General features: G+C 72.8%; 17 protein-coding genes. 10 read left to right on the top strand and 7 right to left on the bottom strand.

Features of this window, described 5'->3' with window-relative positions; all coding sequences use genetic code 11:
• The first annotated feature begins 10 nt into the window (after window positions 1-10).
• A complete protein-coding gene (locus tag J2S43_RS15765; protein ID WP_306829856.1) occupies window positions 11-586 on the top strand; it encodes a TetR/AcrR family transcriptional regulator in 576 nt (191 codons plus the stop codon).
• Between the two features lie 246 nt (window positions 587-832).
• On the opposite strand, the gene J2S43_RS15760 is transcribed toward J2S43_RS15765, so the two are convergent.
• The gene (locus J2S43_RS15760) at window positions 833-964 is read right to left on the bottom strand and encodes a hypothetical protein (RefSeq protein ID WP_306829854.1); all 132 of its coding nucleotides are present in this window, start codon (window positions 962-964) and stop codon (window positions 833-835) included.
• Window positions 965-1006: 42 nt separating this feature from the next.
• Window positions 1007-1204, bottom strand: coding sequence for a ferredoxin (locus tag J2S43_RS15755; RefSeq protein ID WP_306829852.1), 198 nt, complete (start codon window positions 1202-1204; stop codon window positions 1007-1009).
• A gap of 91 nt (window positions 1205-1295) precedes the next feature.
• Here J2S43_RS15755 and J2S43_RS15750 point away from each other — a divergent pair, with 91 nt between their 5' ends.
• A complete protein-coding gene (locus J2S43_RS15750) occupies window positions 1296-2474 on the top strand; it encodes a cytochrome P450 (RefSeq protein WP_306829850.1) in 1179 nt (392 codons plus the stop codon).
• Between the two features lie 1167 nt (window positions 2475-3641).
• Here the strand turns inward: J2S43_RS15750 and J2S43_RS15745 are convergent.
• Window positions 3642-4580 (bottom strand): AraC family transcriptional regulator, encoded by a 939-nt coding sequence (locus J2S43_RS15745; protein WP_306829848.1) that lies wholly within the window; start codon window positions 4578-4580, stop codon window positions 3642-3644.
• Between the two features lie 61 nt (window positions 4581-4641).
• On the opposite strand from J2S43_RS15745, the gene J2S43_RS15740 reads away from it, so the two are divergent.
• The 6 genes from J2S43_RS15740 to J2S43_RS15715 all read left to right on the top strand — a co-directional run bounded on the left by J2S43_RS15740 (window position 4642) and on the right by J2S43_RS15715 (window position 11199).
• Window positions 4642-5148 carry a (2Fe-2S)-binding protein gene (locus J2S43_RS15740; RefSeq protein ID WP_306829846.1) on the top strand — a complete coding sequence of 169 codons (507 nt, stop codon included), beginning with the start codon at window positions 4642-4644 and terminating at the stop codon, window positions 5146-5148.
• Window positions 5145-6134: an FAD binding domain-containing protein gene (locus tag J2S43_RS15735; protein ID WP_306829845.1), complete on the top strand. Its 990-nt coding sequence runs from the start codon at window positions 5145-5147 to the stop codon at window positions 6132-6134. The genes J2S43_RS15740 and J2S43_RS15735 overlap by 4 nt, the downstream gene beginning before the upstream one ends.
• A gap of 58 nt (window positions 6135-6192) precedes the next feature.
• Window positions 6193-8502, top strand: coding sequence for a xanthine dehydrogenase family protein molybdopterin-binding subunit (locus J2S43_RS15730; RefSeq protein ID WP_306829843.1), 2310 nt, complete (start codon window positions 6193-6195; stop codon window positions 8500-8502).
• Window positions 8499-9548, top strand: a complete 1050-nt coding sequence (locus tag J2S43_RS15725; RefSeq protein WP_306829841.1) for an XdhC family protein — start codon at window positions 8499-8501, stop codon at window positions 9546-9548. Before J2S43_RS15730 ends, J2S43_RS15725 begins: the two co-directional genes overlap by 4 nt.
• Window positions 9549-9674: 126 nt before the next feature.
• Window positions 9675-10328 (top strand): hypothetical protein, encoded by a 654-nt coding sequence (locus J2S43_RS15720; RefSeq protein ID WP_306829839.1) that lies wholly within the window; start codon window positions 9675-9677, stop codon window positions 10326-10328.
• Between the two features lie 34 nt (window positions 10329-10362).
• On the top strand, window positions 10363-11199 hold the full coding sequence (locus J2S43_RS15715) for a hypothetical protein (protein WP_306829837.1): 837 nt from the start codon (window positions 10363-10365) through the stop codon (window positions 11197-11199).
• Window positions 11200-11208: 9 nt separating this feature from the next.
• Here the strand turns inward: J2S43_RS15715 and J2S43_RS15710 are convergent, their stop codons facing one another.
• The 3 genes from J2S43_RS15710 to J2S43_RS15700 all read right to left on the bottom strand — a co-directional run bounded on the left by J2S43_RS15710 (window position 11209) and on the right by J2S43_RS15700 (window position 14471).
• Entirely contained in the window at window positions 11209-12561 is a 1353-nt protein-coding gene (locus J2S43_RS15710; protein ID WP_306829835.1) for an MFS transporter, read from the bottom strand.
• On the bottom strand, window positions 12554-13750 hold the full coding sequence (locus J2S43_RS15705) for a LacI family DNA-binding transcriptional regulator (protein ID WP_306829834.1): 1197 nt from the start codon (window positions 13748-13750) through the stop codon (window positions 12554-12556). Before J2S43_RS15705 ends, J2S43_RS15710 begins: the two co-directional genes overlap by 8 nt.
• Before the next feature lie 160 nt (window positions 13751-13910).
• Complete coding sequence (locus J2S43_RS15700; protein ID WP_306829832.1) at window positions 13911-14471, bottom strand: TetR/AcrR family transcriptional regulator; 561 nt, start codon at window positions 14469-14471, stop codon at window positions 13911-13913.
• A 65-nt stretch (window positions 14472-14536) separates the two neighbouring features.
• Between J2S43_RS15700 and J2S43_RS15695 the strand changes: the two genes are divergently transcribed.
• Together J2S43_RS15695 and J2S43_RS15690 are read left to right on the top strand one after the other, a co-directional pair.
• Window positions 14537-15586 carry an FAD-dependent oxidoreductase gene (locus J2S43_RS15695; protein WP_306829829.1) on the top strand — a complete coding sequence of 350 codons (1050 nt, stop codon included), beginning with the start codon at window positions 14537-14539 and terminating at the stop codon, window positions 15584-15586.
• A gap of 305 nt (window positions 15587-15891) precedes the next feature.
• Complete coding sequence (locus J2S43_RS15690) at window positions 15892-16455, top strand: TetR/AcrR family transcriptional regulator (protein ID WP_306829827.1); 564 nt, start codon at window positions 15892-15894, stop codon at window positions 16453-16455.
• A 925-nt stretch (window positions 16456-17380) separates the two neighbouring features.
• On the opposite strand, the gene J2S43_RS15685 is transcribed toward J2S43_RS15690, so the two are convergent.
• A complete protein-coding gene (locus J2S43_RS15685) occupies window positions 17381-18412 on the bottom strand; it encodes an alpha/beta fold hydrolase (RefSeq protein WP_306829825.1) in 1032 nt (343 codons plus the stop codon).
• Window positions 18413-18458: the final 46 nt, after the last annotated feature.

Below are 18458 nucleotides of genomic sequence, written 5' to 3'. Positions count from 1 at the left end.
ATGATCAATCGTGTCTGACCTGGACGCCCCGGTCACGCCGCGCCGGCGGGACGCGGCACGCACCCGCCGGCTGCTACTCGACGCGGCCCGGCTGCGCTTCATCCGCGACGGGTACGCGGCCACGACCGTGCGCGACATCGCGGACGACGCCGGCGTCAACGTGTCGCTGATCAGCCGCTACTTCGCGTCCAAGGAAGGCCTGTTCGAGGCCTGCCTGGGCGCGGCCGTCACCGACCTGGGCAACGACACCGACGGCCTGTCCCGGGACGAGATCATCGCGCGGGTCGCCGGCCGGGTCGCGGGCGGCGACCGGCTCGACAACTCCTACGTGATGCTGATGCGCTCGTCCGGCGACGAGCGCATCGACGAGATGCGGCGGGCCGTCCTGGTCGCGCACGCGCGCAAGCTGGCGGCGACCGGCGCCGCGGACGAGCACGCGCTGCTGCGCGCGGAGGTGGTGATCGCGGCCGCGTTCGGCATCGCCATGATCCGGTCCTCGCTGCGCCCGGAGCCGCTCGCCTCCGCCGACGACGCCGTGCTCCGCACCCTGCTCACCGACTTGATCGACGCGGTCCTGCCCCGCTGACCAACCACCGCGAAGATCAAGACCATGGATCCTGCTTTCCCGCTTCCGGCGTGGCGCAGCCCGCATGCTCCCGCGGGCCCCGGTCGTCGCCCAGGGGCTCCTCCCCGCACGTTCCCGGGCGGCTGAGCCACAACCCGGGCCACCACCCGGGCGGCTCGCGCGGCGCCACTACCCGGGCGGCTCGCGCGGCGCCACTGCCCGGGCGGCTCGCGCGGCGCCACTGCCCGGGCGGCTCGCGCGGCGCCACTACCCGGGCGGCTCGCGCGGCGCCACCACCCGGGCGGCTCGCGCGGCGCCACCACCCGGGCGGCTCGCGCGCAGCGCGTCCGCGATGGCGAGGCCGGCGGCGCCGCCGACGATGACGACCGGGCCGGTCATCTCAAGCCCTCCACGATCGCGATGACGACCGGGCCGGTCATCTCAGTCCTCCACGATCGCGATGGCGGCGGCCGGGCAGACCGTGGCCGCGGTGCGCGCCGCGGTCTGCTCCAGCGCGGCCGGCTCGGCGGCCAGCAGGATCACCACGCCGTCCTCATCTCGCTGGTCGAACGTGTGCGGCGCGGTGAGCACGCACTGACCAGCGCCGATGCATTTGTCCTCGTCGACCGAGATCTTCACGGCACCTCCAATATCGAGTTCAGCCGATTGATTCCGGGTGGTCCTCGCCGTACGGTACCAAGTAATCAGACGTTTAACTTAAGGGGAAGACGTGCCGAAGACGGAGAAAGTCCTCGACTACCCCTTCACCCCGCCGACCGCGGTGGACCCGCCCGCCGAGTGGGCCGAGCTGCGCGCCCAGTGCCCGGTCGCGCACGTGCGCACCAGCACCGGCACCGACGCGCTGCTGGTCACGCGCTACGACGCGGTCCGCACCATGCTCAGCGACCCGCGCTGCCTGCGGAACACGCCCGCGGGCGACAACATGGCCGGTGGCGGCGCCGCCTTCATGAACGACGAGGCCGAGCACATGCGCTGGCGCCGCCTGCTGAGCCGGTCGTTCACCGCGAAACGGATGACCGCGATGGAGCCGGGCATCGCCCGGATCGCGCACGAACTCATCGACGACATGGTGGACCGCGGCGCGCCCGCGGACCTGCGTTCCGCACTGGGCTTCCCGCTGCCGGTCTTCGTCATCTGCGACCTGCTCGGCGTACCCGCGAAGGATCGGGAAAGGTTTGCGCACTGGTCCGACCGGTTCCTCAACCTGACCCGCTTCACGCCCGAGGAGGTGCGGCGGTCCGGCGAGGAGCTGTGGGCCTACATGCGCGACCACGTCGCGGCGAAGCGCGAGGAGCCCGGCGACGACCTGCTCTCCGAACTGGTCACGGTCGTCGACTCGGCCGACGGCCGTCTCTCCGAGGAGGAGCTGATCTTCACGGGCCAGGGCCTGCTCATCGCGGGCCACGAGACCACCGCCAACATGATCGGCAAGATGGCCGCGATGCTGCTGGCCCGCCGCGAGCGCTGGGAGCAGCTGCTGGCGAACCTCGGCCTGATCGGGCCGGCCGTCGAGGAGGTGCTGCGCTTCGACGCGAACCTCGGCTTCGGCACCCACCGCCTGATCACCGAGGACATGGAGATCGACGGCACGCTGATCACGGCCGGCACCCAGGTCCTCGCGTCCATGCCGTCCGCGAACCGCGACGAGCGCGTCTTCGACGACCCCGACGACATGGACCTCACGCGCACGCCGAACCCGCACCTGACCTTCGGCGCCGGCTCCCGCTCCTGCCTCGGCCAGTCCCTGGCCCGCGTCGAGCTGCAGACCACGCTGCGCGTCCTGCTGGAACGCCTGCCCGGCCTCGAACTGGCCGTCCCGGTCGAGGACCTGCGCCGCCGCGAGGGCCTGCTGGTCGGCGGCCTCGAGGAGGTCCCGGTCCGCTGGTGACGACCGGGCCCACGCCCGGATCCCGACGTCCGTAGAGACGATCCGGGCGGGCCCGTCGCCGCCGAAGTAGAACACGCCGAGCGTGACCGTGCCGACGGCCGGCCGCGGGTCGTCTCGCCAGGACAAACCGCCGCCGCAGCGGCAAGACCTCTCCACCCCACGGGGGTACGCGGGGGAGCGCCCCGCCACGGCCACGCTCGCCGGGGTGCGGTGCGCGGCCGGGCTGCGGCCTTGCTTCTGGACGACCCGGACGCTCTTCTCGATGCGGGCCTCATCCCTCGAACGCGCGAGGTCACCGAAACAGCTTCACGTGACCGATGTCGACTGTGTGCGGTGCCGAACGCCTGTTGTTCGCCGTCGACGGGGATTCAGCCGAACCTGAAGAGGGCGTGCCGGTCTGGCAGCGAGGCTCATGCAGCGCGGCGAGTGCATCTCACCCCGACGATCGCGCCGAAAGTCTCACCAGCCCGGTGGTCGAGACGGAACTCGACTCGTCCTCTCAGCCCTGCCCGACATATTGCGATAAAAGACCGCGGCGGCGGCCCGCTAAGTCGATCACGTGTCGCAAATCGTTGTCATCCGGCGCTCTTAACAACGATTTGCGACACGTGATCGACTTTCTTCGGGCGTGGGCCGGTTTTGATCTTCTGATCGTGCGCACCGCGCAGGAAGTCATCGGGGCCGACGAACCCCGACCCGGCTGGGACCCATGCCCTTCCCCGGAATCCGAGACCCGCCGGAGACGAAAAGCAACCATGACACCCAAGGCCACCAATAGGGCGAAATATCGGGCGCGTAGCGCCCGATCAAGACCGCGCGGGTGGCGGTCGGCCTCGCCGGGACCGCGCGGCCGGCGGTCGGCCTCGCCGGGACCGCGCGGGCGGCGGTCGGCCTCGCCGGGACCGCGCGGGCGGCGGTCGGCCTCGCCGGGACTCACGCGGCCGGCAGTCGGCCCTGCCGGGACTCGCGCGGGCGGCAGTCGGCCCTGCCGGGACCCATGCGGCCAGTCGGCCCTGCCGGGACCGCGCGGGTGGCAGTCGGCCTCGCCGGAACCCACGCGGGCGGCAGTCGGCCTCGCCGGGACCGCGCGGGCCGGGGTCGGCCTGCCGGAATTGAGCGGCGCCTCGCGGTCACCCGCCCGCAGCGACCGGCAACCGAGTCCGATGCTCAGGCCATTGCCCGTCGCAGACGCTGGCGGAAGCGCAGTGGGCTCTCGCCGATCTCGCGCTTGAAAGCGGTGCTGAACGCGCTCTCCGACGCATACCCCAGATGGCTGGCCAGCGTCCCCACGCCCACGTCGCTGTCCCGCAACGCACGCTGTGCGTGCAGCATCCGCCAGCGGCTCATGTAGGCGATCGGTGGCATCCCGGCGACCGCCCGGAACCGTTCCGCGAACGACGTGCGGGACATCGACGCCGCCCGGGCCAGTTCGTCGACGCTCGGCCGGCGGGCCGGCTCGCCGTGCATCAGCGCCAGCGTCGGCCGCAGCTGTTCGTCGATGGAGACGCGCAGCCAGCCGGGCGGCAGTTCGGCCTGGTGCATGTAGGCGCGCATCAGCTCCAGGACGAACAACTGCCCGTACTGCCGCATCGCGAACGTCGAACCGGCCCGGTCCGCGAGCAGCTCTTCGAAGAGCCGGTCGAGGATGCGCCGCACGCCGGTGGCGGCGGCCGCGGACGCGCGCACGTGCGCGACCGGGGGCAGCACGGGTGCCAGCAGCGCGTGCCCGGCCGGGTTGAGGTCGACGTGCCCGCCGACCATTATGTCGTCGGCGTCCTGTGCCGATCCGAACAGCGCGACCACGTCGTCGTCGACGTCGACCTCGTGGATGGTGCGGCGCGGCAGGCTGTCCGGCGTGACGCTCTCCAGCCGCACGCGGTCGCGGTGGTTGAGGACGGCGACGTCGCCCGCGGCCAGTTCGATCGGGGTGTCCAGGCCGCCGGCGTAGACGCGCATGCCGCCGCGGACGACGGCCATGAACTTCAGCGCCGAGCTCATGTCGAGCTCAGGGGACACCCAGGCGCCGCTGACCGCGGCCCCGCCGGACACGACGCCGCGCACGTCGACGAGGTCGAGCACCTCGGAGAGCGGGTCTCCCGGACGCACGCGAAGAAAATCTGAACTCACAGGCATTCACGGTACGCCGAGCGGTTTCTACCGTGAAGACATGGAGCACATCACGATCAACGGTACGGACGTGGCGGCGCCGGAAGACGCGCGTGTCTCCCTTCTCGATCTACTACGTGACCAGCTACACCTGACCGGCACCAAGGTCGGCTGCAACCAGGGTGCGTGCGGCGCGTGCACGGTGCTGGTCGACGGCGACCGGGTGCTCTCCTGCCTGACGCTGGCGGCGCAGGCGGCCGGGCGGTCGGTCACCACGATCGAGGGCCTGGAGTCGCACCCGTTGCAGGACGCGTTCGTGGAGCGCGACGGCCTGCAGTGCGGCTACTGCACGCCGGGCCAGATCTGCGCGGCCGCGGCCATGCTCGACGAGGTGCGCTCCGGCGCGCCGAGCTACGTCACGCCGGATCTCGGTGCGGAGCACGTGGCGCTGTCCCGGGTCGAGGTGCGTGAGCGGATGAGCGGAAACCTGTGCCGGTGCGGCGCGCACAACGGCATCATCGACGCGATCATGCACGTCGCGGAGAGCGAAAAGCAGGAGGCGGCGTGAACCCCGTGACGTATCGCAGGCCCTCGTCCATCGCGGACGCGGTCGCGGCGGCCGGCTCGGACGGCTGGCGGCTGCTGGGCGGCGGCACCAACCTGGTCGACCTGATGCGCAAGGGCGTGGAGTCCCCGGCCGGGCTGCTGGACGTGACCGGGCTGCTGCCGGACACGGTGACCCCGACGGCGGACGGCGGACTGGTGATCGGCGCGGCCGCCCGGAACAGCGCGATCGCGGCGCATCCGCTGGTCCGGCGCGATTTCCCGATGCTGTCCCGGGCGATCCTGGCCGGCGCGTCCGCGCAGATCCGGAACATGGCCACGGCCGGCGGGAACCTGATGCAGCGCACTCGCTGCGCGTACTTCGCGGACGCGGCCGGCTCCCGCTGCAACAAGCGCGAGCCGGGCAGCGGATGCGACGCGATCGGCGGTTTCAACCGGTACCACTCGATCTTCGGCGCATCGCCGGAGTGCATCGCGTCGCACCCGTCGGACATGGCCGTGGCGCTCGCGGCGCTGGACGCGCGGATCTTTGTGACCGGCGCGAACGGCGACCGGACGATCCCGATCCGGGAGTTCTACCGCCTGCCGGGCGACCGGCCGGACTCCGAGACCGTGCTGTCGCCGGACGAGGTGATCATGTCGATCGCGCTGCCGCCGTCGCCGTTCGCGGCCACGTCGGCCTACCGCAAGGTCCGCGACCGGGCCAGTTACGCGTTCGCGCTGGTGTCGGTGGCGGCCGCGGTGGAGATCCGGGACGGGACCGTGCACGACGTGCGGATCGCGCTCGGCGGCGTGGCACCGCGCCCGTGGCGCGCGCATCTGGCCGAGGACGCGCTGCGCGGCGCCCGTCCCACGGACGAGGCGATCGCGGCCGCGATCGACGCGGAGCTGGCGCACGCCACGCCGCTGCCCGGCAACGCCTTCAAGGTCGAGCTGGTACGCCGGACCGTGTCCGCGGTCCTCGCCGAGCTTCGTGGAGAGATCGCATGAGCGAGCGTACGAGCGAATGTGTCGGCTGTCCTCGGGGCAGCACAGCGGAGGAGACGGCATGAGCAGAGTGCAGAACGCCGTGATCGGGTCGGCCCGGCGGGTGCTGGGCTGGATGCCGGACCGCATGCTGCCCGGCGGCGGGATCCCGGACCCGCTGATCGCGCGGCAGACCGAGGTCGGGCGGCCGACGTCCCGGCTGGACGGCCCGCTGAAGGTCACCGGCCGGGCGCCGTTCGTGACCGAGACCGTGCTGGACGGCCAGCTCAGCGCCGCGCTCGTGCACAGCACGATCACCCGCGGCCGGATCAGCCGGCTGGACACGCGCGCGGCCGAGGCCGCACCCGGCGTGGTCCTGGTGCTGACCTATCGCACCATGCCGCGGCTGCGGATCGTGCCGATGCCCGGCGGTGCCAACCTGTTCGCGCCCGGCAGCAGCGGGCTGCCGATCATGCAGGATCCGGAGGTGCGTTACAACGGGCAGGTCGTCGCGGCCGTGCTCGCGGAGACGCAGGAGCAGGCGGACCACGCGGCGTCGCTGGTCGAGATCGGCTACGATGTGCGGCCGGCCGCGACGCGCTTCGAGGACGCGAAGGCGACCGCGCGTACCCCCGCATCGATTCTGATCGAGAAGAACCACGTGTCGATCGGTGGCGCCGAGCGGCGGCTGAGCACCGCGGCACACCGCGTGGACAACGTCTACCGGACGCCGGGCCACAACCACAACGCGATCGAGCTGCACGGCGTGACCGCGGCCTGGGACGGCGACTCGCTGCTGGTGCACGACACCACGCAGGGGGTCATGGCGGAGGCGGCGGCGCTCGCCACGATCTTCGGCGTGAAGAATGAGCAGGTGCGGGTGGTGTCGCCGTTCGTCGGCGGCGGGTTCGGCGGTAAGGGACTGTGGGACCACCAGATCATCGCGGTCGCGGCGGCGCGGGTGGCCGGGCGGCCGGTGCGGTTGCGGCTGAGCCGGGAGGGCGTCTACCGGATCATCGGCGGCCGGAGCCCGTCGGAGCAGCGGGTGGCGGTCGGCGCGGACGCGGACGGCCGGTTCACCGCGATCGTCCACACCGGATACACCGTCATGCCGGTCTACGGCGCGTGCCCGGAGCAGTTCACCATGGGGACGCGCACGGCGTACCGCGCGGACGGTTTCGAACTGCTGCACCGGCATCTGGACCTGGACATCGTGCCGAACACGTTCATGCGGACGCCGGGCGAGACGATCGGCACGTTCGCGGTGGAGAGCGCGATCGACGAGCTGGCGCACGAGATGGACGCGGACCCGGTCGAGCTGCGCCTGCGCAACCTGCCGGACCGGCACCCGATCTCCGGCGCGCCGTTCTCCCAGCATGCGCTGCACCAGGCGTTCGTCGACGGTGCCGCGCGGTTCGGGTGGGACGAGCGGACCACGAAACCGGGCGAGCGGCGCGACGGCGAGTGGCTGGTCGGCATGGGTTGCGCGTCCGGCGGCTTCCCCTACGCGCGGATGCCCGGCGCGAAGGTCCGCCTCACGCTGCGCCGGGACGGCTCGGTCGCGATCTCGTGCTCCGCGCAGGACATGGGGATGGGTACGTCGACGGTGCAGTCCCAGCACGCGGCGGACCGGCTCGGCCTGCCGCTGGACCGGATCACGTTCACGCTCGGCGACTCCACGCTGGCCGCGAGCCCGATGGCGGGCGGGTCCGCGCAGACCGCCACGATCATGGGCGCGGTCATGTCCGCCGCGGACAGGCTGCGCGACGAGTTGCTCAAGCTCGCCGGCGCGGACAGCCCGATCGCCGGTCTGCGCCCGTCCGCGGTGCGGCTCGTCGACGAGGGCGTCGGAGCGGATGCCGCGCGGCACGACACCTACCGGGCGATCCTGGCGCGGGCCGGCCGCGACGAGGTGACCGTGACCGGCACCGGGGCGCCGCCGCTGGAGTTTCTCAAGTACACGATGCACAGCTCGTCCGCGATCTTCTGCGAGGTGCGGGTCAGCGAGGTCACCGGCGAGGTGCGCGTCGACCGGCTGCTCGGCTCGTTCGACTGCGGCACCGTGCTGAACCCGAAGACCGCGGCCAGCCAGCTGCGCGGCGGCATGATCATGGGGTTGGGCGTGGCGCTGACCGAGGAGACGCTGTTCGACGAGCGCACCGGCCGGATCATGAACGCGTCGCTGGCCGATTACCACATTCCGGCGCACCTGGACGTACCGGACATCGACGTGATCTGGACCGGCATCCCCGACCCGCACTCGCCGCTCGGCGCGCGCGGCCTCGGCGAGCTCGGCACCAGCGGCGTCGCGGCCGCGGTCGCGAACGCGGTCTTCAACGCGACCGGGCGCCGCGTCCGCGACCTGCCGATCACGCTGGACAAGCTGCTGTGAGGGACATCGCCGCCGGGCTGGCGGAGTGGCGGGCCGCCGGCCTGCGGTTCGCGATCGCGACCGTGGTGTCGACGTGGCGGTCCGCGCCCCGCCCGCCCGGCGCCGCGATGGCCGTCGCCGAGACCGGCGAGGTGATCGGCAGCGTCTCCGGCGGCTGCGTCGAGGCCGCGGTCTACGAGCTCGCCCGCACGGTGCTGGAGAACGGTTCGCCGGTCCTCGCGACCTACGGCGTCGCGGACGACGACGCGTTCGCGGTCGGGCTGACCTGCGGCGGCACCATCGAGGTGCTGGTCCAGCCGGACACCGGCCTGCCGGACCACGTGCTCTCCGCGGTGTGCCAGGGGCGCGCCGTCGCGACCGCGTCCATGCTGGAGCGCGGGGAGGGGCTGGGACGGCGCATCCACGTACCCGCTGAAGCTGATCTTGATGGTTTTGATCGGGTGGTGGCGGATCAGGCCGCGGGAATGCTGGCGGCCGGTGCCACCGGGGTGGTCGCGCTCGGGGCACAGGGCCGGCGCGTGTTCGTGCAGTCGTTCGCGCCGCCACCGCGCATGATCGTCTTCGGTGCGGTCGACTTCGCGGCCGCGGTGGCGAGGATCGGGAAGTTCCTCGGCTACCACGTGACGGTCTGCGACGCCCGGCCGGTCTTCACCACGCGGCGGCGCTTCCCGGACGCGGACGAGATCGTGGTGCGGTGGCCGCACGACTACCTGGCGTCCACCACGATCGACGCGCGCACCGTGCTCTGCGTGCTCACCCACGACCCGAAGTTCGACGTTCCGCTGCTGGTCGCGGCACTGCGCTCGCCGGCCCGCTACATCGGCGCCATGGGCAGCCGCGCCACCCACGACGACCGGGCGGCACGCCTGCGCGACGCGGGCCTGTCCGACGCGGAACTGGCCCGGCTGTCCTCCCCGATCGGTCTCGATCTCGGCGCGCGCACGCCGGAGGAGACCGCGGTCTCGATCGCGGCCGAGATCATCGCGGCCACCTGGGGCGGCTCCGGCCGGCCACTGGGCGACCTCGAGGTGCCGATCCACCGGTAGCGCGCGGATATCGAAGGCGGCGTCGAACCTGATCACGGAGGGTGACCGGTATCCGTCAGAAGTGGGACGGTGAGCGAGGGGCGGGTCTGTACTGCGAGTAATCACGCCTCGCCTACCGGAGGCATCATGAGGACTCGATTGATCCGCGGCGTCGTGCTGCTCGTTCTCCTGCCGGCTCTGGCCGTCTCCTGCGGTAGCGACACCGACCCACCCGGCGCCGCGCCCGACGTGACGATGGAACCGTCGGCGACGCCGGCCCCGGAGGAGACCGGGACCGGAGCGCCGGCGCCCGAGGGCACCGGTCCCGAGGCGCCGGCGCCCGGTGGCGGCGGACGTCCCTACATCGACACGGCCGGTGCGCCGGTCGGCGACGACGGCGAGAACCCGGTCGGTGACGGCGTCGTCTGCCAGGGCGTCGCCTGGCTCGGCGGCCAGGACGGCGCCAACCTGGGCGTCGGCATCGCGTTCCAGGTGACCCGCGTCGACGTGACCGGCGCCGCGCTGGCCACCGCGTCCTGTGACGGGCCGCCGTGCGTGGGCTTCACGTTCACCGACGACGGAGACCGGTGCCAGCAGGCGGTGCGCCAAGGACCGAGCGAGGGCGCGATCGCGGTGTACGGGCAGGTGCGGTGCGACGCGCCGAAACAGGCCTGCGACGACTTCCGGTCCCGGCTGACCCGCCAGCCGATCGAGATCAGCGCGGCCGAGCCGATCGAGACCCCCGGCGAGACCCTCAGCGAGACCCCCGGCACGACGGAGACGAGCGAGGGCACGGAGTGAGGTGATGCCGGGCGACGGCGACGACCGGAGTCGGATGCCGGAGTGGATCGGCACCTGGGCCGGCGTGATCGCGCCGGTCAGCGTGCTGAGCGCGCTGCTGTTCTACTTCGGATACGTCTCCGCCCGCGCGCAGTACGACTACTTCGGCGTCGACGTGGACGCGGTCGGGCTGGACACCCAGCACTACGTGATGCGCAGCCCGCAGCCGCTGCTCGTCCCGCTGATCGTGCTCACGCTGCTCGGCGCCGGCCTGCTGATCGGCCACGCCGCGATCCGGGACCGGATCGGCACCGCCGGGTCCCGGGCGGTCACGGCCGCGTCCGCCGCCGGGCTGGTGGTGCTCGCCGCCGGCACGCTGCTGCTGGCCGGCTATCCGGTGGCCGGCCGGTGGTCCTACTACCCGCTGGTCACGCCGCTGCTGCTGGCCGCGGGCGGCGGGCTGACCGGATACACCGGATACCTGCGGAGGCTGTCCGCGCCCGAGGCGCGCACGATCGCGCGGCGGGCCGCGTCCGTGCTGATCTACGTGCTGGTCGCGGCGAGCGTGTTCTGGGCCACGGCCACGGTCGCGCAGTTCTCCGGGCGCGGCCTGGCCATGAACCAGGCCCGCAACCTCGGCGACCTGCCCCGGGTCATCCTGGACACCAAGGAGCGGCTGCACCTGCGCGACCCGACCGTGCAGGAGACCGCGCTGCCGGCCGAGGAGGGCCAGACGTTCCGGTACCGCTACCGCCGCCTGCGCCTGCTCATCGTCGGCGGTGACCGGCTGTTCCTGGTGCCGGAGATCTGGTCACCGAGCAACTCGACGCTGGTGGTGCCGCTGGACGGTTCGGTCCGCGTGCAGTTCCAGTTCCAGCCGGACCCGCCGTGACCCTCCCGGTCAGCTCGTCCGCCGCGCGGTCGCGCGCGGGCGCAGCAGCACCGCGAGGCCCGCGCCGGCCGCGGCGAGGAGCGCGCCCGCGTACCCGTTGACGGGGTATCCCAGGCCCGCCGCGAGCAGGGCGCCGCCGGCCGAGGTGCCGATGACGTTGGCCAGGTTGACCGCGGACTGGTTGAGCGCGGCCGCGACCGCGGGCGCGTGCGGTGCCGCGTCCATCAGGCGCAGCTGCAGCGACGGGAACATGATCAGCTGCACCAGGCCGATCGCGAACGCACCGGCGAACGGAGCCCACGGCGCGCTCATCACGGCCGCGAAACCGGCGAGCACCAGGCAGGCGGCGACACCACCCAGCGGCACGGCCCGGGACACGTCCCAGTCCGCGGCCCGGCCGCCGGCGATCGCGCCCACGGTCATGCCGGCGCCGTAGAGCATCATCACGATCGGGGTCGCGCCCGCGGACAGCCCGGCCACGTCGGTGGTGATCGGCGCGATGAAGCTGAGCACGCAGTAGAGGCCGGCGAACGCGCTGGCCGCGACCGCGAATCCGGCCCACAGGCCGGGGGAGCGCAGTGCCTGCTGGATCGCCCGCATCCCGGCGTGTGGTGTGGCGCCGGCGACCAGCGTTCCGGTGCCGCCGGGGGAGGGCGCGGCGCCGGGGGCGAGCGTTCCGGTGCCGGCGCCGCGCCTGCCGGTGGGGCTGGTGACAGACGCGGCGCCGGCGGCGGGCGCGCCGGTCACCGGGGCGTCGGACTCGTGCGGGACGAACGTCAGGACCGCGGCGAACGCGGCCACGAAGACCAGCACCGCGAGCGCCAGCGCGGCCCGCCAGCTGACCGCCTGACCGAGGAAGATCGCCAGGGGTACGCCGAGGATGCTCGCGATCGTCTGCCCGATGCCGACCATGGCGGTCGCCCGGCCCCGGCGCTCCCGGGCGACGAGTGACGCCGCAGTGGCGGCCGCGAGCGCCAGGTAGGCGCCGTGCGGCAGGCCCGCGACGAATCGCGCCGCGCTGAACAGCAGCAGGGTCGGCGCGAGCAACGCCGCGGTGTTCCCGGCGATGAACAGCACCAGCGTGAGCAGCAGCAGCCGGTGCCGCGGCACCCGGGCACCGGCGATCGTGATCAGCGGCGCGCCGATGACGACGCCGAGCGCGTACAGCGAGATCGCGCTGCCGACCGCGGCGGTGCTCGCGTGCAGGTCACCGGCGACGCGGCCGAGCAGGCCGGTCACGGTCATCTCGGCGATGCCGATGCCGAACGCACCGAGCGCGAGCGCGGCGAGCGCGGCCGGAACGCCGCGCCGACCGGGCACCGGACGGGCGGACCACATCGGCGTTGCGGTCGTCTCAGACATGGCGGTCATCTCCATCGCCGTCAGCGGCGCTGCCGTGGTCACCGGCGCTGCCGTGGTCGCTTGCACCGTGATCCCTGGCGGCTCCGCGACCGCCGGCGGCATCGTGGTCACCGGTGGCATCGTGGTCACCGGTGGTGGCACGGTGACCTGCGGCGCCGCGATCGTTCGCGCCGCGATCGCCGGCGGTGCCGCGCCCGTGGGTGTCGTCGTCCAGGCGGACGACGGACGCGCCGGGAACGAAGACCGGGTCGACCGTGACCGTCACCGGCTCGAGGTCCGGCTCCGGGTTCGCGAGCCGGGCCAGCAGCCGTTCCGCCGCGCGGGCCGCGATCTCGTGGGTGGGCTGCTCGAACAGCGTCAGCCGGGGCAGCGTGGCCAGTGCGAGCTCCCGGCTGTCGAAGCCGACCAGCGACAGGTCGCGCCCGAGCCGCAGCCCGGAGTCGTTCAGCGCGATCAGTGCGCCCAGCGTGAGGTCGTGGCTGGCGCAGAAGACCGCGGTCGGCCGGGGTCGCACGGCCAGCAGGCGGCGCATCGCGTCGGTGCCGCCCACCACCGTGTACGCCCCGGAGGGCACCAGCGGCTCTGCGCCGGCGTCGCGCACCTCGTCCCGGAATCCGGCGGCCCGGTCGCGCAGCGTGGAGACGGCCGGGTCGCCGCAGATCGCGCCGACGCGCCGGTGCCCGTGGTCGAGCAGCAGGCGCGCCGCGGCCGCACCGGCGCCGCGGTTGTCCAGGACCACCCGGTCGGCGGTCAGACCCTCCACGTCCCAGTCGACCGTGACCACCGGGATCTCCCGCGCGGTCTCGGTGAGCGCGGCGGCGTCGTGCGGCGGCGGCACCGTGATGATGCCCTCGATCATGCGGCCGCGCAGCAGGCCGACCGCGTCGTCGCCGGGGCCCGGGCTGGTGGCCACGAGCAGGCTGAGTCCGGCTTCGCGCAGCGCGGACTCCACGCCCGCGACGATCGTCAGGTGGAAGGCGTTGGTGAGCGCGGGCAGCAGCACGCCGACCGTGCGGGACCGGCCGGTTCGCAGGTTCCGCGCCATGTCGTTGGGCCGGAACCCGAGCTGCTCCGCGGCCTCCTCGATCGCGCGCCGGTTCTCCGCCAGCACCGTCCGCCCGTTGAAGTGCTTCGAGATGGTCGCGAGCGACAGCCCGGTCAGCCGCTGAATGTCCTTGTAGGTCGTCACCCGGCCTCCCTTAGAGCGAAACGTTTCGCCCAACGATACCGCGCCCCGGCCAAGGCGCAAGGTGATCAGGGTGAAACGATTTGCCGCCAGGTCCTCGTCCAGCTCGACCCCGATGCCCGGCGTCTCGCCGGCGTGCGGCGGGGGATGCTTGGACGCCGGCTCACGAGACCGTGCTCAGCGCGCGGACGGCGCGCGAGACCGAGGCCACCAGCTCGTCCGGCGGCCCCGGGAAGGTCAGCTGGTGCAGGATCAGGCCGTCCAGGAAGTCCATGATCGCGGCGCACTCCCGCTCCGGGTCGGCCGAGCCGATCGCGCGCAGCCAGCCGGCGGCCCAGGTGCGCAGCTCGCGCGCGGACACGGCCAGCGGTTCCCGCAGCTCCGGGCGAAGCGCGGCCTCGACGAACAGCGCGTACCGGGCGGTCGTCACCGCGCGCTCCGGGCCGAGCGCACGCCGCACGTACGCGGTCAGTGCCGCGGCCAGCGCGTCCGCGTCCGTGGGCCGGACGAAGCCGGCGATCGCCTCCCAGGCGGCGCGGTCCCGCTCGGCGAATCGCGCGGCGACCGCGCCGACCAGCGCGTCCCGGGTCTTGAAGTAGTTGGCGGCGGACCCGGCCGGCAATGCGGCGGCCGCGTCCACCGCGCGGTGCGTCAGCGCGCGCGTCCCCTGGGTGCCGAGGACGTCGATGGCGGCGTCGAGCAGCTGTTCCTGACGGGTCGGCACGCCGACACTCTAACGGACCACAACACGTGTTGTTAAATGACAACGTCTGTTGTAGTGTCCGTGGCATGGCGACAGACGTGGTGATAGCCGGCGGGGGCATCGGCGGGCTGACCGCCGCGATCGCGCTGCGGCGCGCGGGCCTGCGGGTGACCGTGCGCGAGCGGGACCCGGCGCTGCCCGCCACCGGCACCGCGCTCGGCATCTGGCCGGCCGCGCTGCGCGCACTGGACGCGATCGGCGTCGGCGACCAGGTGCGCCGGGCCGGGGTGCGGCAGCGCTCCGGCGCGTTCCTCCGGCCGGACGGGTCCCGCATCGCCGCGATCGACCTGGACAGGCTGCACCGCCGCACCGGCGATCACGTGTTCCTGCTGTCCCGGCCCGCGCTCCTGGGCATCCTGCACCGGGCCGCCGCCGATGCGGGCGCGAGCCTGCGGGCCGGCGACCCGGTGACGGACGAGGTGGACGCGGACCTGGTCGTCGCCGCCGACGGCGTGTTCAGCCGCACCCGGGAGCGGCTGTTCGGCCCGGCCCACCGCGCTCGCTTCTCCGGCACCACCGCGTGGCGCGGCACGCTGTCCGGGCGGCCCACGGACGCGTTCGCCGAGGTGTGGGGCCGGGGTGTGAAGTTCGGCGTGACGCCGCACGAGGGCGGCCGGACCAACTGGTTCGCGTCCGCCGCCGGGCGGTTCACCCACGGTGACGACATCGCCCGCCTGCGCGAGATGTTCGCCGGCTGGGCGCCCCCGGTCCGTACCGTGCTGGACGCCTTGGAGGGGTGCGAGGTGCTGCGGCACGAGGTGCACGTGACGCCCGCGCTGCCGTCGTTCATCCGCGGGCACGTCGCGCTGATCGGCGACGCCGCGCACGCGATGACCCCCGACCTGGGCCGCGGCGCCTGCGAGGCGATCATCGACGCGGTTACGCTGGCCGGTCACGTGCGGTCACGAACCACGATCGAAGAAGCCCTGCGCGGGTACGACCGGGAGCGCCGCCCCACCACCCAACGGCTGGCCCGGATGGCCGGCCTGGCCTCCCGGATGACCCGCGTCCGCCACGCGCTGCCGGTCCGCGACCAGATCCTGCGCGCAACCCTGCTGGCCGGCCCACCCGCCTGACCCCCGGGCGTGCGAGCACCCCGGCCGGGTTGCCGGTCTGATCTTGCGGCGTGTAAGCGTGCTGGCCGGCCTGCCCTGTCCTGCGGCGCGCGGTGGGCCGGTCGGTTGCCGGTCTGATCGTGTGGCGTGTGAGCGTGTCGGCCGGGTTGTCGGTCTGATCTTGCGGCGTGTGAGCGTGCTGGCCGGCCTGCCCTGTCCTGCGGCGCGCGGTGTGCCGGTCGGTTGCCGGTCTGATCTTGTGGCGTGTGAGCGTGCCGCCCAGGCCGGCGATCTGATCCTGCGGCGTGCGTTGCTAAAGTGCAGGGGTGACTTCGGATTCGCGCTCCGTGGTGAGCCGCCCGCAGCGCGCCGATGCCCGCCGCAACTTCGACGCGCTGCTCGCCGCGGCCCGCGAGGCCTTCGCCACCGATGGCGCCGGCGCCTCCCTCGAGGGCATCGCGCGTCGCGCCGGCGTCAACATCGCCACGCTCTACCGCAACTTCCCGACCCGCCAGCACCTGTTCGAGACCACCTACCTCGACGACGTGTCCGCCATGGCCCGCCTCGCCGACGAGCTGGCCGACCGCGACCCGTGGGACGCGCTGGAGACCTGGCTGCGCCACTTCGTCGGCTACGCGGCCACCAAACGCGCGGTCTACGACGCGATCGCCCACCGCGAGGCCATGTTCGTCACCGGCCGCGACATCATCCACGCGGCCGGCCGCCCCCTGCTCGCGCGCGCCCAGGCCGCCGGCGCCGCCCGCAGCGACGTCACCTTCGACGACGTCCTCTTCCTGATCAACGGCGTCAGCGGCGCCAACTTCGTCGAGAACGCCCAGCGCGACCGGGTCCTCCAGATGGCTCTCGACGGCATCCGCCCCCGTTGCTGACCCTCCGGGGCCGAGGTCACCCGCCCGGCGGCTTTCCCGTGATCCTCGGCGCGTTGATCCTGACGCTGAAAGGTCAGTAGCGTCCAGTTCGAGAGCGCTCCTGGCTCGGGTGCGGAAAGGCCGGAGCGTCCCGGGTGGGGAGCGTCCCTCACCCGGTGCCGGAGGGTCAACAGCGCTTCCCGATCATGCAAAACGACTAGTGATACATGGCGCACCGTATGAGGCCCTCATACGGTACGCCATGTATCACTAGTCAGATTCGAGGGCGACGGCCGGGTGTCTTTAAGGCGATATTTCGGGCGTCGTGCCGGCAGTGCGCCCGGTGTTTCCACATGCCGGTGGCGATGTCCCGTCATGTGGAAGATTGGCCGGCCATCGGGATCGATCTTCCGCGATGCGGGATCGATCTTTGCGCCAGAAGCAGGCGGAAGGCGAGGTGCGGGGTGAGCCGTCATGACCTCCGGGTCGCGAGGTTGCTTTCGATCTTCTCGGATGCAGCCAACGTCCGGGGAAGCGATGAGGCCATTCAGCGCGGCGAGCTCGTACCGCGTTGACGCAGGTCAGTGCGTTTGGCGAACGATGCGCTCAATAACCCTCGAACACTTGCGCGATCGGGCCTCATCTCTTCAGATTGGCTGCTGAATAAGCCTTTTTCTTTACGTGTCTGTCGATGATCCTTTGGCGGTTCGGTACGCGGTGCCTCATCGCCGCGCTCCCCTTCGGCGTCTCCGGTCACGATGGCCTGCCGGTCACGATGCCTGCCGGTCACGATGGCCTGCCGGTCACGATGGCCGCCGGATCGTTGCGCGGGTAGCAGGGAATGTCGCGTATGAGATGCGGGTGCCCTCGTTTCGTTCCGGTGCCTCATAGGCGGGTCGCCCCGCGCCGGAAGCGGAAACCACCGGTGTGCGTAGCCGGCCTGGCGTCACCGGACTCCGTCGATGGCGGCCGGGGCGTCCTGGCGGCGCAGGCCCGCCAGGATCAGCGGGAACACCTCGCGGTGCACGTCGCGGCCGAGGAACACGTCGAGGTGGCCGTAGTCGGGGAGGATGTGCAGCGTGTGGCGGCCGGGGGCGTGGCGGTCGAGGAACGCATGCGTGCGGCGCTGGCTGTCCGGCAGGAAGCAGCGGTTGTGGGCGCCGGCCAGCAGCGTGATCCGTGCGTCCGTGCGCGGCGGCCCAGCCGCGTGGTCGCGGGGCAGGCCGTCCAGGTTCGAGATCAGCCGGCCCGCGCGGACGGACGCGCCCATCTGGCGGAAGAAGCTGATCGGGACCGGGCCGAACTCGTGCGGGATGAAGTCGTCGTGCATCTCCGGCGTCAGATTCTCATGCCGCCACAGCGCCGGAAAGCCGCTGCCGTACGTGCAGCTGACCAGCTTGCACACCGTGTTGTCGCATTCGTGGTGCAGCGCGCGCACCAGCGCGGTGATCACCCGGGGTGTGAGTTCCGGCGGCGGGCGCCGGCCCCAGGACGGGTCGAGGTGGGTGAGCAGCCGGGACATCAGCGGCACGCCGGCTCGCAACTTGACCCGGGACCAGGCCGGCACCACCGGGTGCAGCGACACCGCGTTGCTGACCACGGTGTCCACCTCCGGGAGCAGGCCCGCGGCGAGCGCCATCATGAACGTGACCGAGCCCTGGCAGTGGACGACCGCGGCGAGCCGGTCCGCGCCGGTCTCGGCCAGCACCGTGCGCACGGCGGCCGGGTGGTCGAAGAGTGCGGCCTCGGAAAGCGTCCACGAGCGCGGCGGCAGGTCGATGCTGGCGCGCCAGTCGAGCAGCCACACGTCCCAGCCGGCCTCGGTCAGCGGACCGCAGAGCTGGTGGAAGATGGTGCTGCGCACGCCGGCGCCGTGCGCGAGCAGCACCGGGCCGAGCGTCGGCTCCCGGTCGCCGCGGACATTGGTCAGTTTCAACGGTGTGCCGTCGTCGGCACGGAACTGTACGACACGTGACATGGTGAATCCCCCGTAATCCCGTTCGCAGGGTAGCGACGCCGTGCAA

Source organism: Catenuloplanes nepalensis, assembly GCF_030811575.1.
GTDB classification, from domain to species: Bacteria; Actinomycetota; Actinomycetes; order Mycobacteriales; family Micromonosporaceae; genus Catenuloplanes; species Catenuloplanes nepalensis.
Note: the sequence above shows the minus strand (reverse complement) of the source record. Positions and strands in the feature narration are given on the sequence as shown.

What these genes read in the sequence shown, in the direction of transcription:
- J2S43_RS15730 (WP_306829843.1), top strand. Translation starts at nt 6,193, where the DNA reads ATGAGCAGAGTGCAGAACGCCGTGATCGGGTCGGCCCGGCGGGTGCTG.
- J2S43_RS15760 (WP_306829854.1), bottom strand. Translation starts at nt 964, where the DNA reads ATGACCGGCCCGGTCGTCATCGTCGGCGGCGCCGCCGGCCTCGCCATC.
- J2S43_RS15715 (WP_306829837.1), top strand. Translation starts at nt 10,363, where the DNA reads ATGCCGGAGTGGATCGGCACCTGGGCCGGCGTGATCGCGCCGGTCAGC.
- J2S43_RS15710 (WP_306829835.1), bottom strand. Translation starts at nt 12,561, where the DNA reads ATGTCTGAGACGACCGCAACGCCGATGTGGTCCGCCCGTCCGGTGCCC.
- J2S43_RS15695 (WP_306829829.1), top strand. Translation starts at nt 14,537, where the DNA reads ATGGCGACAGACGTGGTGATAGCCGGCGGGGGCATCGGCGGGCTGACC.
- J2S43_RS15740 (WP_306829846.1), top strand. Translation starts at nt 4,642, where the DNA reads ATGGAGCACATCACGATCAACGGTACGGACGTGGCGGCGCCGGAAGAC.
- J2S43_RS15685 (WP_306829825.1), bottom strand. Translation starts at nt 18,412, where the DNA reads ATGTCACGTGTCGTACAGTTCCGTGCCGACGACGGCACACCGTTGAAA.
- J2S43_RS15720 (WP_306829839.1), top strand. Translation starts at nt 9,675, where the DNA reads ATGAGGACTCGATTGATCCGCGGCGTCGTGCTGCTCGTTCTCCTGCCG.